This window comes from Actinomadura sp. SCN-SB, assembly GCF_043906805.1.
Taxonomy (GTDB): Bacteria; Actinomycetota; Actinomycetes; order Streptosporangiales; family Streptosporangiaceae; genus Spirillospora.
Genome location: NZ_JBIMPP010000007.1, coordinates 12,721 through 26,422, shown reverse-complemented (window position 1 = coordinate 26,422; position 13,702 = coordinate 12,721). Strand labels below are relative to the sequence as shown.

Genomic DNA, 13,702 nt, shown 5'->3' with positions numbered 1-13,702 from the left:
AGGGCATGGCCGGCGACAGGGACGTGGCGATCGTCAGCCCCTGGTATCCCCTCCCCCAGACGCCGTTCGCCGGTGCCTTCGTCCAGGCGATGGTCGAGGCGACGGCACCCGGGGTCGGCGAGGTCACCGTCTACCACACCGATGCGTGGCCCGCGAAGCTCAAACCGGAGGAAGCAGCCGCAGCGGCCGAGGCACACCGCCGTCTGCTGCCGGTCGCGCTGCGCCGCACGCCGACCGTCGCGGGCGCCGAGCTGCTCCGCGTCCCGGTCCTGATCCCGCCGAAGTGCAGCTACGCCGAGCTGGCCCGGCACCACGCCTCGTGGCTGCGGGAGGCGCTGGGCGGCGAGCCGATCCCGGCACCGGTCGTCCACGCGCATGTGGGCCTGCGGGGCGGCTGGCCGGCACTGGAGAACGCCCGGCCGGACGCGCGGGTGTTCGTCACCGAGCACGCCTCCTACATCGACCGTGTGCTCGACCAGCCCGACTCGCTCGAGATGTACGGGGAGATCCTGGAGCGCTGCACCGGCTTCTTCGCGGTGACCGAGGCTCTGCGGGACAAGCTGGTCGCGGCGTTCCCGTCGCTCGCCCACAAGATCGAGCTGATCTCCAACCCGATCTCCTTCGAGGAGCGCCGTCCCGAGCCCGTCACCGAGCTGCGCCGCTGGCTGTACGTGGGCACCCTGATCGAGCGCAAGGGCGTCGGCTGGCTGCTGGAGGCGTTCGCCAAATGCCACGCCGAGGACCCGAAGCTGACGCTGACGATCGCCGGGTCCGGGACGCTGGCCGACGAGCTGGCGCGGCGGGCCGGTGAGCTCCAGGTCGACCAGGCCGTGACCATGCTCGGCGCGGTCCCGCCGGACGAGGCGACCCGGCTGATGCGCGAGCACGACCTGCTCGTGCATCCAGCGCGCTGGGAGACGTTCGGGGTGTCCATCATCGAGGCGGTCGCCGCGGGAATGCCGGTGCTGGTGACCCGGTGCGGCGGCCCGGAACACACCCTCGCGGGGATCGAGGACGCGGCCGGGCAGATGGTCGACGTCGAGGAGAGCGCCGACTCCCTCGTCGAGGGGTACCACCGGCTGCGCGAGCGCTTCCCGCAGGACTTGGACCTGGAACGGGCGCGCCGCACGCTGGACGACCGGTTCGGCTACCGGACGGTCGCCGAGGCGCACTACGAGCACTGGTTCCCCAAGGACACGGCCGGGGGAGGTGACGAGGGATGAATGTTCTGTTCCTGGCCCTGGGCGGCACCCGCAGGCCCGCGGTCGCCGCCGAGGCGAGACGGGTCGTCGCCGACGGCGGCACCGCGACCGTGCTGGTCCGCAAGGCCGCCTCATGGGAGAAGGACCCGCTGCCCAGCGGTGTCAAGCTGGTCGAACTGGGCACGTACCAGCGCGATCGTCCCTGGTGGGTGCGGTTGCCGCTGTACCGGTTGCCCCGGCTGCTTCTGCGCGTCTGCCTGCCCGGTCCGCTGGGCGGGACGCGTGAGCGGGTGGACAACGCCTACCGGCGCCGTGTCGCCCGTCCCATCGACCGCCGGCTGGCCCGCTTCTACCGCCGCGACCCCGGCATGATCCGCCGCCGGGCCCTCGACCGCGCGTTGCTGAGCGCCGGGCCGGTCGATCTCATTGTCGTCGGGGACGCGCAGTCGCTCGTGGGCGCCTCCGAACTGGCGGAGAAGGTCAACGACGCGAGCGTGCGACTCGTCTACACCCTTGCACAGGAAATGCTGCCGACCGGCCAGGCAAGAGGATGACTACATGCCCCAACGTCGACCCAGACTCCTCTACCTTGCCTTCTACTTCCCGCCGTCCCGAGCCAGCGGTGTCTACCGCGCCCGCGCGACCGCGAACCGCCTCACCGAGGAGGGATGGGATGTCACGGTCTTCGCGGCGCCGCTGCCGTTCCTGTACGAGACGGTCGGGTCGGTGGACGAGAAACTGTCGGAAACCGTCGACCCACGGATCAGCGTCGTCCGGCCCAAGCTGAACCGCTACACGTGGCAGACCGAGCTCCGAGACTTCAGCCGCTTCCGGCGCACGTTCCCGCACCTGGCCCACTCGATGTACGAGTGGGGGCAGCGGCACGTCTTCCCTGAACGCTACGTGTCCTGGGCGCGCGCCTCGGTCATCCGGGCGCTGCGGATGCACGCGCGGCGCAGGTTCGACGTGGTGCTGGCCACCGGGAACCCGTTCGCCTCGTTCGGCGCCGCCTGGGCGTTCCACCGACTGACCCGCACCCCCTACATCATCGACTACCGGGACTCCTGGACGCTCGACCTGTTCAGCGAGGAACCCGCGTTCGATGAGGGGCACCCGGCCTGGACCTGGGAACGGCGAATAATCAAGTCGGCGGCCGCCACCGTGTTCGTCAACGACGCGCTGCGGACCTGGCACGCCGGACGCTACCCCGACCAGGCCGAACGGATGCTGGTGGTGCCGAACGGCTGGGACGCCGATACCCTCCCGGCCACCGTCAAGCCGCCTCCGGTCGCCAGGTCCAGGGAGAAGACGGCGCCCCGCTTCTCCTACCTCGGCACGCTCACCGGCAAGCAGCCGATCGAGCCGATGCTGGAGGCGTTCGGCCAGGCCCGCGAACACCCCGACATGGCGGGCGCCGAACTCGGTCTGCACGGCTACCTCGGGTTCTTCAAGGGCTCGGGCAGGGGACTCAACCGGCGGCTCGCCGAGGCGTTCGCCGATGCGGAAGGGGACGGGCAGGGCCCGACGTCGTGGTTGCGGTACCACGGGCCCGTCTCCAAGATCGAGGTCGCCGAGGTGTACCGGACGTCCGACGTGCTGGTGTTCCTGGCGGGCGGCGCCCGCTACGTCACCTCCGGGAAGATCTTCGAGTACATGGCGGCGGGACGTCCGATCGTGTCCGTCCACGCGCCCGGCTCGGCGGCCGAGGAGGTCCTGCGGGGCTATCCGCTGTGGTTCAACCCCGGCGGGCTCGACCCGGCCGACATCGCCGCCTCCCTGATCGAGGCGGCCAAGACCGCGGCGGGACTCGACGACCGGCAGGTGGCCGAGGCCCGCGCGTACGCCGAGCGGTACGAACGGAACGTCTCGCTGGAGCCGCTCGTGCGGCGGCTGGCCGAACTGGCCACCGCCCGCGGCCACGCCCCGGCTGGAGACGGGAGGGCGACCGAATGAACGACGCACGGCCGCCGCGCGTCCTGCTTCTGGCCATGGCCCCCGGCAGCAAGCGCAAGCAGGTCATCCGCCTGGCCGCCTTCTACCTGGACGAGGGCGCGCAGGTGGACCTGGTGACCGCCGAACGGCGCGAGTGGGCCAACCTGGACGAGCGGACGCGGGTGCACCGATTGGACGCGGCCGAGGCACGGCACCCGCTGCCCTGGCTGGAGAACACGCTGGTCACGCGGGCGCCCCGGTTGCTGCTGCGTCCCGTCGCGCGGCTCGGCCGTCCCGGCGCGGCACTGGAACGGGCACGGGGCCGCGTCAGCAACGCCATCCACCGCAGGTTGTTCCTGCCGTTCTACAAGCACGTCCGGCCGTGGCTGCTGGTGCGGCTCGCCCGGCGGTGTGCCCTCCGCGACCTCGACATGACGCAGGTGGTCCGGATCGTCGTGGCCGATCGGGCCGCGGTGCCGCTCGGCTGGAAGCTCGCCCGCGCGAACCCGGGCCTCACCGTGACGACCGCGCTGGAAGAATCCCTGGAGCCCCGCCCCTAGCGGGAGTGCTCCACCAGGGCCCGTACGGCGGCCTCGGCGGCGCGGCCGTCCCCGTACGGGGTGCCACGGGGAGTGTCAGGCGCCGACCGGGTAGCGATGGCCGTCCAGCGGGCCTGGCCCAGCGCGGCCGGGTTGGGGACCAGCTCGTTCCAGCCGCCCTCAAGGGTCTCGGGCCACTCGGTCTCGGTCCGCAACGTCGTGCAGGGGCGGCCGAGCAGGAACGCCTCCTTCTGCAAGCCACCGGAGTCGGTGACCACGCCCCGCGAGCCGAGCACGGCCGCGACCAACCCGGCATAGGGCAACGGCCGGCCCACGCAGACCGCGCCGCGCCCCAGCTTGATGCCGTGCTGGTCGGCACGGGCCAACAGGCGTGGGTGAGCGAGCAGGGCCACCTGCGTGGGCAGGTTGGCGAGCGCCTCGCCAAGAAGCGCCAGACGTTCGGGCTCGTCGGTGTTCTCCGCGCGGTGCAACGTGGCCACAAGGTAGGGCTGGGCCGGGTCGATCCCCTCGGGCAGGGCGGGCTCGGCGGCTCCGCCGCCGAGGACCGCGTCCCGCACGCGCAGGCACACGTCGACCATCACGTCACCGGTGAGGACGGCCCGCCCCCCCAGGCCCTCGGCGGCCAGGTGCCGGATGGCCTCCTTGGTGGGAGCCAGCAGCAGGTCGGCGGCGTGGTCGGTGAGGACCCGGTTATGCTCCTCAGGCATGCGCCGGTTGAATGAGCGCAGGCCCGCCTCCAGATGCGCCACGGGGAGGTGCTGCTTGACCGCCGACACGGCCCCGGCCAAAGTCGAGTTCGTGTCCCCGTAGACCAGTACCCAGTCGGGACGCTCGGCCTCCAGGACCGGATCCAGCGCGGCCATCACGGCGCCCGTCTGAACGCCGTGGCTGCCCGACCCCACCCCGAGATGCACGTCGGGGTCGGGGATGCCGAGCCCGGTGAAGAAGACGTCGGACAGGTCGGCGTCGTAGTGCTGGCCCGTGTGCACGATCACGTGGCGGTGGCCTTCCGCCGCCAGCGCCGAGGCGATCGGCGCAAGCTTCACCAGTTGCGGGCGCGCCCCGACGACGCTGAGGACCGTGAGACTCATCGTGTCTTCTCCACCAGCACCACCGTTTCCTGATCGTCCCCTGCGGGGGCCTCCACGTAGAGCTCGCCGGTACGCGGGCATTCCCACGTACCGTCCGGGCGCTGGGTGAGGCGAGCCCCGGCCCTGCCGACCCAGCCGATGCTGCGCGCCGGAACCCCGGCGACCAGCGCGAAGTCGGGGACATCACGGGTCACGACCGCGCCGGCCGCGACCATCGCCCAGCGGCCGACGCGCACCGGCGCGACGCACACGCTGCGGGCGCCGAGCGACGCCCCCTCGGCGACGTGCACGCCGACAGCCTCCCAGTCGCCGCCGCGCTTGAGCTTCCCGTCCGGGTCCACCGACCGCGGCTCCCGGTCGTTGGTGAGGACGACCGCCGGGCCGACGAAGACGCCGTCCTCCAGGACGGCGGGCTCGTACACCAGCGCGTGGTTCTGCAGCTTGACGTTGTCGCCGATGCGCACACCGGCGCCGACGTACGCGCCGCGTCCCACGATGCAGTTCGCGCCCAGCCGGGCGTTCTCGCGAACCTGCGCGAGATCCCAGATCGTGGTGCCGTCACCGAGCTCGGCGCTCGGGTCGACCTGCGCGCTCGGCGTGATCCGATAGGTCATGCCCTGTCTTCCTTGGCGTGCCGAGAAGGGGTCTTCGCCGCGTCGAAGGCGTGGGTCAGGCATCGCACGGCCCGCCGCAGCCGCGCCTCCGCCAAGAACGTGACGTCCACGGTCATCGGATTGAGCCGGACCCGTGCGCGGCGCGGCGGCATCACGGACGCCGTCACCGGCCCGAAGTCCTCGCCGTCCGGGACGCGGAGCCTGACCGGGTGCCCCACCCCGTCGACCTGGAACGACAGCGTCCACCGGCCGCGACGCAGACCGGCTGGCGGGACCTCGGCGATGCTCTGCTCCGGGCGGTCCGGGTCGGGCGACAGCGGCGCCCGGACCGCGGTGCCGCTGTCCCCCGGGCGTTCCAGTAACAGGCGGAAAGCGGGCGGCGGGCCGAACGGCAGCACGGGCGGCGGCTCGCCCGCCACGCGCAGGCGACCCGATGCCCAGGTGACCTTGATGTTCTTCAGGTCGTAGGAGGTCAGGGCGCCGCCCACTTCGATCGCGAGGGGGCCCCGGGATCGCCCCGACACCGGCCGCGGCCGGACGAGACGGTAGCCGCCGTCCGCCGGGACGAGCACGGCACGCGGAACCTTCAGGCCACGCGGCTTGGTCAGCGGCAGGGTGAGGACGTGCCCTTTGAGGGCTGCCTCGACGTTCAGCGTCCAGACGCCGTCCGCCCAAGACGGGGACGGGGGCTGGAGCGTCGCCGTGAACGGCGTCACCAGCCCGGCGTGGGACGGTTCGCCCGGCCTGGTCGTGCAGGCCACCCGGTGGCGGGCGCCGTCGGCGTGCTCCACGACCAGGTGGACCTCCGGGCTCGCCTCGTGCACGCCGCGGATGACGACCGTCCCGCCGACCACGAGGGCGGAACGTTCCCAGGCGACCTTGGTCAGGGTCGACCGCAGCTCGAGAGAGGTCGCGAAGCACGCGTCGGGGATGCCGAGGGCCGCGCCCCGGAAGTACGGGTACCGGACGAAGGCGCGCCCCTCCTCCACGAGGACGCCGGGATGGGTCTCGCTCCGGTGAAAGCGCAGGATCTCCTCGACCTCGGCGTCCAAACCGTGCAGCAGGCAGTGGGCGATCACCCGGCGCATCGCGTTGTAGCGGGTCAGCAGCCGCGGGGTGGACCAGGCGCTCAGCAGGTCCCGGCAGCCGGTCAGCATGGTCTTCTGCTCGTGCGGCGCGGAGGTCAGGTAGAGCTGTTCGAGCCGGCCGAAGACCTCCAGCAGCAGGTACCGGTAGTGCAGCCGCTCCCGCAGCTCGCCCGGCCCGACACGCTCGGCGATCATGTCCATGGCCTGGCGGGCGATGGCGTGGACCTCGGCGCTGCGCGCGCCGCCGAGCTGGGTGCTGCTCGTCCCGTCCATCCTGGCGGCCCAGTAGTAGCACTCGTAGTCGGCCAGGACGGACACGCCGCTCGCGTTCAGGTAGGCCCCGGCGGTGAAGAGCTGGTCCTCGTGGGACAGCACCCCCTCGGTGAAGCGCAGCCCGGCGTCCTCGATCAGCGAGCGGCGGAACAGCTGCAGCGCCGCCATCGAGATCTTGGGGAACAGGTCGCAGTCCGGGTCGAGCACGTGGGTGCGCTCGATGGTGCGTTCGAACACCCGCGGCACCTTGCGCCCGCCCGTCCCCACCTGCTTGCCGAGGACGATGTCGGTGCCGTTGCGCTCGGCCATCGCCGTCATCCGCGCCAGCGCCTCGGGGCCCAGCCGGTCGTCGGCGTCCAGGAAGAACACGAAGGTCCCGGACGCCAGGTCCAGACCCTTGTTGCGCGGCGCGCCGGCGCCCCCGGAGTTCGGCTGGTGAACGACGGTCAACCGGTCGTGGGCGCGGGCCATCTCGTCCAGGAGCTCGGCGCTGCCGTCGGTCGAGCCGTCGTCCACGGCGATCACCTCGACCCGGTCGGGCGGCAGGGTCTGCGTGAGCGCCGACTCCAGCGCCGACTCCACCGTGTCCCGGCAGTTGTAGACCGGGACGATCACGCTGACCAGGGGTTCCGTCATGGTGACTGACACTCTAGGCGGGTTCCAGCGTGCCGGAGGGGGCGGGGAGACCGTACAGGGTGGAACGAGGGCCCGCCTCGGCCAGGGCGTCGACGGCGGCGGCGAACCGGGTCATGGCGTCCGGGCTCTCGGGGCCCAGGAGGTAGTCCCTGAGCTCGCGCCGCTTCCCGGCCAGGGCGTCCTGGTCGGGGGCCGCCAGCACGCCGGGGATGACGCCCAGCTCTGCGCAGTCCGGGTTCAGCAGGTACGCGGCCGACGCGGACGGGAACGCGGTGCGGAACTCGGCCTCGTCCAGGCCGTTGGGGTTGGACACCATGTACGGCTTCAGGCTCGGCATGTAGTCGGAGATCACGCTGGAGATGTCGGTGATCAGCATGTCCGACCGGTTGAAGCAGTCGTGCAGCGACGCCTCGGCGCCGGTGACCACGCTGTGCGCGCCGCCCGCCCGGTTCGCCCGCTCGATCAGCTCGATGACGCGCTCGTGCGCGGCGCGGGCGGCGGCCATCCGCGTCCCCGTGTACGGGTGCGGCCGGTAGATGACCCGCAGCGACGGGCCCTGCGCCAGCAGCGTCGTGATGATCTTCTCGCCCATGGTGAGCAGGGAGCAGTAGCTGTGCTCGCTGTCCCAGCCCTCCCAGGTCGGCGCGTACAGGACGGTGGGCACCTCGTTGCCGGACGGGCCGGTCTCGATGCCCGTGAGCTGCGGGCGGCCCACCTCGACGATGGCCTCGTCCCGCACCCCGGCGTCGGAGTTGCGGTAGCGGTCGCGCCCGGCCGGGCCCGCCACCCAGACCTGGTCGAAGACCTTGCTCACCGGGTTGGAGCTGGAGTCCTTGTCGCTGTCGCCGTGGCCGACGAACACGTGCTTGATGTGGGGCTCGCGCAGCAGGTGGAGGTTCTTGCCGGTGTTGCCGGTGTAGAGCGCGACCCGGACGCTGGACCAGTCGAAGTTCATGACGTCCTCGGCGCGCGTGACGCACACGATCGGCAGCGGCGTGGGGGCCAGCGCCCTCGCCAGCGCCGGCGTGCGGACCAGCACCATCGCCTTGCGGTCCAGCCGCTCCAGCGTCTCCAGCCACATGTTGGCCTGGTAGGCGTTCGAGGTCAGGCCGGTGAAGTACAGCACGACCTCCGGCTGGTAGGCGGTGACGCGGCGCTGCACGTCCTTGCCCACGCGGGCGCCGTTCAGCAGGTAGCGGAGCCGGCGCAGGCGCGGGAGCTGCCCGACGCAGACGGCCAGCGCGGCGGTCGTCGTCACCCCCAGCCCGGCGAGCAGCGTCGGCAGCGGGGCGCCAGCCAGCAGGCCGGTGGCGCCGAACACGAGGGGAAGGGCGTCGCCGTGCCGTTCGAGCAGGCCGACCAGCCGCGGCTGCCAGGCGGGCGCCGGTGCGGGGAACGTCGGCTCGCCCTTGCCCAGGTTTCGGGTGGCGTACGGGATCCTGGTCACCCGTTCGAGCGAGGCCGAGCCGGCCAGCGCCATCGCCCGCGTCCAGTCCAGGACGAACAGGCCCGCCACCGCCGTCACGACCGTCGCGTCCGACACGTCACCGGCGCGGACGAGCAGCAGCACGAGCGCGGCCTGCCGGGCCATCAGCCGCGCGCCCGCGGCCATCCCGCCCCAGCGCAGCGGCCGGTCCGCCTCCGGAGCCAGCCGCTCGACGAGCAGCTCGGCCATGTGGCACAGGACCGCCGCGCCCAGGAACCAGCCGGGTGACCCGACCACGGCGGCCACGAGCAGCAGCGCCAGCGTTCCGGGCAGGGTCAGCACGGGTGAACCCCGCAGAAGGATCCTGTACAGGGAGACGAGTCGCCGCACGGCGTACCTCCGACTATCAGCGCGGCCTCTGGGGGGGAGGCGGAGGATGGGGGAAGGGGGTTGGTCGGGTATCGGCGTCAGCCGGAACGGCCGCCGTTGAGCAACGGGTCCTCGCGGCGCACGTCGATGACCTGACCGGTGAGGTCGGACAGCAGGACGTTCAGCGACGTCCGGGCCACCTGGTCGGCGCTGAGCAGGGTGTGGGGCGGCTCCTGCCCGAACGCCGCCGTCCGCATCGGGGTGCTGGTCCGTTCCGGGTTGATGCAGTTGATCCGGACCCCGTCGGCCGACCACTCGTCCGCCAGCGCCTGCGTCAGGTTCACCGTGGCCGCCTTCGCGGACGAGTACAGGCTGTAGTCGGCGCGCCCGCGGGTGTACGAGCTGGAGGTGTAGAGGAGCAACTGCCCCTTGGTCTTGGCCAGGTACGGGAAGGACGCGCGGGCGATGTGGATCGGCGCCAGGTAGTTCACCCGCAGCGCCTCCTCGATCGCCTCCGGCGAGATCGTGTCGAGCCGCCCGATGCGCAGCACGCCCGCCGTGTTGACGACGAAGTCGACGCGCCCGGTCGCCGAGTACGCCTGGGCGAGGGCGGCGGCCACGTCGTCGGGCCGTTCCACGTGGGTGCGGGTGGCGCCCCTGCTGTACCCGAACACGCGGGCGCCGGACCGCTGGGCGAGCTCGCGGACGGCGGCGCCGATGCCCTGGCTCGCCCCGAACACGATCATGGTCTTGCCGGCCAGCGCCTCGGCGTACTGCTCCTCGGTCAGGTCCGGGGCGTCCGACGAGGCGAGCTGGAACAGCTTGTCCGCGACGAACATGTCCACCGGCTCGGTGACCTTCATGTTGTGCTCGTCGCCCCGGACCACGTAGATCGGCGTGCCGGGCAGGTAGCGCAGCACCACCGTGCAGTCGTCGGTCGCCTCGAAGTCCTCGTCCCGCCACGCCTTCTCGTACGCGGCGCGGATGGTGGCGAGCCGGAAACCCTGCGGGGTCTGCCCGCGCCGCAGGCTCGCCCGGCGCGGCACGTCGACGATCACGTCCTCGTCGACCTGGATGATCGTGTCGGCCGAGGGGATGGCCACGTCCACGGCCAGGTGCTCGCGCAGGGCGGCGACGCAGTCGCGGATGATGCGCTGCGACAGCAGGGGACGCACCGCGTCGTGGAAGAGCACGTTGGTCGACTCGGCGGGATGGTCCGCCAAGGCGTCGAGCGCGAGCTGGGTCGTGGCGTTGCGGGACGTCCCACCGGGCAGGACCGCCGTGACCTTGGTGCAGCCGGCCTTCTTCACGCACTCCGCCGCGTCCTGGAGGAACCCGGGGTTCATCAGGACGAGGATCTCGTCGATGTCCGGGGCGTCCTCGAAGACGCGCAGCGTGTGCTCCAGGATCGTCCTGCCCGCGATCTTGAGGAGCTGTTTGGGGGTGCTGAGCCCCATCCGCTGCCCGCTGCCACCCGCCAGGATGACGGCAACGGTACGACGCTCACCCTGCGGTGCCATGACCAATACGTCCGTCCCTTTCCTCGAAGGCAGCGCTGACCGACCGCCGGCGTCGCTGTTGACCGGGTGGGGATCCCGAAGGGGGGCGGGCGGGCGCCGTGGTATCGCGGGGCCTGCGGATCCGCACATGGAAACTAAGGGTTAACTTTACCTGGCCAGCGGAGGTGTGTGGGGATTTCGGGCATTCCGAAGGGGTTCGTGATCTCCGTGTGACTGGCCGGGATCACCGTGACGTGGGCGGTCACTTCCGGGTGAACAACGCCCGCAGATCGGGTTCGACCGCCCACCGGGTCACCTTGCGGACGGGGGCGGTGCACAGCACGGTCACGAGCACGAAGCACACCGCCACCACGAGCAGGACCCCCGGGACGCTCTCGATCCAGGACAGCTTGTTCCAGCCCTGGAACGCGAAGAACCGGGTGAAGAACCCGTGCAGCAGGTAGCCGTACAGGGTCGCGGTGCCGAGGTCGGTGTACCAGGTGCGGCGAGACGGCGTGACGGCGAGGAAGGCCATGAGCAGCACGGTCGCCGTCAGCAGCAGCCCGATCCGCATCATCGTGCCGGTCAGCTCGTCCACGCCCATGTCGGCGTTGGAGGTGTTCCAGAACAGCCAGCGGTTGTTCATCCGGTCGTAGGTCAGGTAGGCGACGCCGAACCCGGCGACCAGCGTCACGGCCCCCGCGATCCGTACCGGCGGCCGCCGGAGGAACTGCAGCACCTCCGGCCCGAGGCGCAGGCCCAGTACGTAGAACGGCAGCAGCCCCAGGATCCGGTAGATGTCCAGCGTGCTGCCCATGTCGCCCATGTACGCGAGCAGGCAGACCAGCACCGCCGTCGCCAGCGGGTACTTGAGCCGCCGCCACATCGGGGTGAGCAGCCGCCACACGAACAGCGCCAGCAGGAACCAGGTCACGTAGTACGGGTCGAGCAGGTCGAACTGGAACTTCCGCCCGCCCGCCGCCCAGGCGAACAGCGCGTAGCCGCTCTGGAAGATCAGGTACGGGGCCAGGGTGGACCCGACCAGCCCGATCACCCGCTCGTCGGTGAAGCTGAACCGCTTCGACAGATAGCCGCTGATCACCAGGAACACCGGCATATGGAACATGTAGCAGAAGGTCCAGATCACCGCGCCGAGCCGGACGTCCTTCATCCCCGCCAGGCCGTGCGCGGCGGCGACGAGCAGGATCGCCAGGAACTTGACGTTGTCCAGATGCGGGTCGCGCGGCTTGCGCGCGGCACCGCCCGGCGCCCGCCGCGCCTCCTGCGTACGTTCCGCGGAAAGCTCAGCGGTCCCCCGGCCCACGACGGACGCCTCAGATGTCTGTGTCATAGAGAACCCTGAATCCTGAGAGGGCTCGGAGAGCATACCGGAAACACCCGCCCCAGCCTCCCCTGACAACGCGCCGACCAGCTACATCAAGCCTCAAGGACCGGCTCGGACCACCCACCACTCGCGGATGCCGGCAACCCGAACGCGCCGGGCGAGACCGGCCAACCGGAGAGATCGCCTGACGCTCCGACCCTGCTTCATATCCCCGTCCGCTCAGCGGAGCAGCGTGACCGCAGGGCCAGAGGCCACTGGTCATGGTGCGGTGCCATCCACCGTAAGGCAGGGCACCGCGCTGTCAGGCGTAAAGAAGCGCTTCCGCGGGACATTGGACGATCCGAGCCACGCCCGCGAGGAAACGCGACCCCAGCTCGCCGTCGATGATGCGGTGGTCGATGGACAGGGACAGGGACAGGACCGAGACCGGGCGGATCCGGCCACCCGCGGCATCCTCCGGACGGCGCCGGGCGCGACGATGGCGGCCTCTCCGGGGTTCAGGATCGGGGTGGCGCCTTCCACCCCGAAGACACCGACGTCTGCGATGGTGAGCGTCCCCAGGGCCATGTCCGCCGCCGTGCTCCGCCCGTTGCGGGCGGTGGTGACCAGGTCGTCCAGCGCCACGGCGAGTTCCTTGAGGGGCTCGGTATCCTCGGTGCCGTGGCGGAAACACCGGGTGGGGAGGACACGCCGTCGGAGCGTTCGGTCGCCGACCTGGGCCCGATCAGCCACGCGATCTTCCGCGTCGCCCGGCTGCACAAGGCGTTCGCGGGCCAGTTGCTCCGCGACGTCGGCCTGTACCCCGGTCAGGAACTGCTGATGATCCAGTTGTGGGACCGCGGGCCGCAGCGCCAGGTCGATCTCGTCCGGACGCTGGAGACCGACGCGCCGTCGGTGGCCCGCTCCGTCCGCCGCCTGGAGGCGGCGGGCTTCGTCCGGCGCACCCCCAGCCCCACCGACAAGCGGGCCACGATCGTCGAGGCCACCCGTGCCAGCCTCGCGCTGAAGCGGAGCGTCGAGCGGATCTGGGCCGAGTTGGAAGCGCTCACCGTCGGCGACATGGACGCCGCCGAGAAGGAGCGAGCGCTGCAGGTGCTGCACGTCCTGGAGGAAAACCTGCTCGCCGCCGAAGCGCGGGAGCCGGACCCGCCGGTCTGACGGCGGGCCCGGCTCCCGATTCAGCGGACGTCCGCGCCTTGTTCCGGCGCGCGACGGGTGAAGCGGATCACGGGCAGCGGGCGCGGCGCCTTGGCCTGGTAGGCCGCGAAGGCGGGCGCCATGTCGACGAAGCGCGCGAACGCGGCCTCGCGCTCCCGGCCGGTCAGCTCGACGGCGCGCACCGGAACGGTGGCGACGTCGCCGCCGATCACGGCCTCGATCTCGGTGTCGGGGTGAGCCCGCAGGTTGACCGTCCAGGCCGGGTCGCGCGGCGCGCCCTTCGCCGAACCCACGACCAGCCAGTCGTCGCCGTCGCGCAGGGACATCGCGGGGTTCACCCGCTCGGTCCCGGTGCGCACCCCATAGTGATGGATCAGGACCAGGTTGGACCCCCAGGCGCCGACGCTGCCGCGGTTGGCCCGGAACTCCGCGATGACGCGGTCGTTGAACTCGGTCATAGTCGGTTCGCTCCTTCCGCCGGGCCGCGCACCGGTTCCCCGGGCGCGGCC

General features: G+C 71.7%; 12 protein-coding genes and 1 pseudogene. 5 read left to right on the top strand and 8 right to left on the bottom strand.

Features of this window, described 5'->3' with window-relative positions; translation table 11 throughout:
* The first annotated feature begins 5 nt into the window (after nt 1-5).
* The 4 genes from ACGWYJ_RS06445 to ACGWYJ_RS06430 are packed head-to-tail and all read left to right on the top strand — an operon-like array spanning nt 6 to nt 3,694.
* Nucleotides 6-1,223, top strand: coding sequence for a glycosyltransferase family 4 protein (locus tag ACGWYJ_RS06445; protein WP_395104643.1), 1,218 nt, complete (start codon nt 6-8; stop codon nt 1,221-1,223).
* A complete protein-coding gene (locus ACGWYJ_RS06440; protein WP_395104642.1) occupies nt 1,220-1,756 on the top strand; it encodes a hypothetical protein in 537 nt (178 codons plus the stop codon). Before ACGWYJ_RS06445 ends, ACGWYJ_RS06440 begins: the two co-directional genes overlap by 4 nt.
* Nucleotides 1,757-1,760: 4 nt before the next feature.
* On the top strand, nt 1,761-3,155 hold the full coding sequence (locus ACGWYJ_RS06435) for a glycosyltransferase (RefSeq protein ID WP_395104641.1): 1,395 nt from the start codon (nt 1,761-1,763) through the stop codon (nt 3,153-3,155).
* Entirely contained in the window at nt 3,152-3,694 is a 543-nt protein-coding gene (locus tag ACGWYJ_RS06430; RefSeq protein ID WP_395104640.1) for a hypothetical protein, read from the top strand. The genes ACGWYJ_RS06435 and ACGWYJ_RS06430 overlap by 4 nt, the downstream gene beginning before the upstream one ends.
* On the opposite strand, the gene wecB is transcribed toward ACGWYJ_RS06430, so the two are convergent.
* The 7 genes and pseudogenes from wecB to ACGWYJ_RS06395 form a co-directional block, all read right to left on the bottom strand.
* A complete protein-coding gene (gene wecB / locus ACGWYJ_RS06425) occupies nt 3,691-4,785 on the bottom strand; it encodes a non-hydrolyzing UDP-N-acetylglucosamine 2-epimerase (protein ID WP_395104639.1) in 1,095 nt (364 codons plus the stop codon). The two genes, ACGWYJ_RS06430 and wecB, sit on opposite strands and share 4 nt — an antisense overlap.
* Complete coding sequence (locus tag ACGWYJ_RS06420) at nt 4,782-5,399, bottom strand: DapH/DapD/GlmU-related protein (RefSeq protein ID WP_395104638.1); 618 nt, start codon at nt 5,397-5,399, stop codon at nt 4,782-4,784. Before ACGWYJ_RS06420 ends, wecB begins: the two co-directional genes overlap by 4 nt.
* Nucleotides 5,396-7,396: a glycosyltransferase family 2 protein gene (locus tag ACGWYJ_RS06415; protein WP_395104637.1), complete on the bottom strand. Its 2,001-nt coding sequence runs from the start codon at nt 7,394-7,396 to the stop codon at nt 5,396-5,398. Before ACGWYJ_RS06415 ends, ACGWYJ_RS06420 begins: the two co-directional genes overlap by 4 nt.
* 13 nt (nt 7,397-7,409) lie before the next feature.
* Complete coding sequence (locus ACGWYJ_RS06410; RefSeq protein ID WP_395104636.1) at nt 7,410-9,212, bottom strand: CDP-glycerol glycerophosphotransferase family protein; 1,803 nt, start codon at nt 9,210-9,212, stop codon at nt 7,410-7,412.
* A gap of 77 nt (nt 9,213-9,289) precedes the next feature.
* A complete protein-coding gene (locus ACGWYJ_RS06405) occupies nt 9,290-10,711 on the bottom strand; it encodes an SDR family NAD(P)-dependent oxidoreductase (RefSeq protein ID WP_395104635.1) in 1,422 nt (473 codons plus the stop codon).
* Between the two features lie 241 nt (nt 10,712-10,952).
* Nucleotides 10,953-12,041, bottom strand: coding sequence for an acyltransferase family protein (locus ACGWYJ_RS06400; protein ID WP_395104634.1), 1,089 nt, complete (start codon nt 12,039-12,041; stop codon nt 10,953-10,955).
* A gap of 295 nt (nt 12,042-12,336) precedes the next feature.
* Nucleotides 12,337-12,767, bottom strand: a pseudogene (locus ACGWYJ_RS06395) (2-oxo acid dehydrogenase subunit E2).
* Between ACGWYJ_RS06395 and ACGWYJ_RS06390 the strand changes: the two are divergent.
* Nucleotides 12,696-13,193: a MarR family winged helix-turn-helix transcriptional regulator gene (locus ACGWYJ_RS06390; RefSeq protein WP_395104633.1), complete on the top strand. Its 498-nt coding sequence runs from the start codon at nt 12,696-12,698 to the stop codon at nt 13,191-13,193. The pseudogene ACGWYJ_RS06395 and the gene ACGWYJ_RS06390 overlap by 72 nt on opposite strands.
* A gap of 20 nt (nt 13,194-13,213) precedes the next feature.
* Here the strand turns inward: ACGWYJ_RS06390 and ACGWYJ_RS06385 are convergent, their stop codons facing one another.
* On the bottom strand, nt 13,214-13,651 hold the full coding sequence (locus tag ACGWYJ_RS06385; protein WP_395104632.1) for a nitroreductase/quinone reductase family protein: 438 nt from the start codon (nt 13,649-13,651) through the stop codon (nt 13,214-13,216).
* Nucleotides 13,652-13,702 lie beyond the last annotated feature (51 nt).

Bases quoted from the DNA above. Each gene is read 5' to 3' on its own strand.
- ACGWYJ_RS06445 (WP_395104643.1), top strand. From the start codon at position 6: ATGGCCGGCGACAGGGACGTGGCGATCGTCAGCCCCTGGTATCCCCTC.
- ACGWYJ_RS06440 (WP_395104642.1), top strand. From the start codon at position 1,220: ATGAATGTTCTGTTCCTGGCCCTGGGCGGCACCCGCAGGCCCGCGGTC.
- ACGWYJ_RS06435 (WP_395104641.1), top strand. From the start codon at position 1,761: ATGCCCCAACGTCGACCCAGACTCCTCTACCTTGCCTTCTACTTCCCG.
- ACGWYJ_RS06430 (WP_395104640.1), top strand. From the start codon at position 3,152: ATGAACGACGCACGGCCGCCGCGCGTCCTGCTTCTGGCCATGGCCCCC.
- wecB (WP_395104639.1), bottom strand. From the start codon at position 4,785: ATGAGTCTCACGGTCCTCAGCGTCGTCGGGGCGCGCCCGCAACTGGTG.
- ACGWYJ_RS06420 (WP_395104638.1), bottom strand. From the start codon at position 5,399: ATGACCTATCGGATCACGCCGAGCGCGCAGGTCGACCCGAGCGCCGAG.
- ACGWYJ_RS06415 (WP_395104637.1), bottom strand. From the start codon at position 7,396: ATGACGGAACCCCTGGTCAGCGTGATCGTCCCGGTCTACAACTGCCGG.
- ACGWYJ_RS06405 (WP_395104635.1), bottom strand. From the start codon at position 10,711: ATGGCACCGCAGGGTGAGCGTCGTACCGTTGCCGTCATCCTGGCGGGT.
- ACGWYJ_RS06400 (WP_395104634.1), bottom strand. From the start codon at position 12,041: ATGACACAGACATCTGAGGCGTCCGTCGTGGGCCGGGGGACCGCTGAG.
- ACGWYJ_RS06385 (WP_395104632.1), bottom strand. From the start codon at position 13,651: ATGACCGAGTTCAACGACCGCGTCATCGCGGAGTTCCGGGCCAACCGC.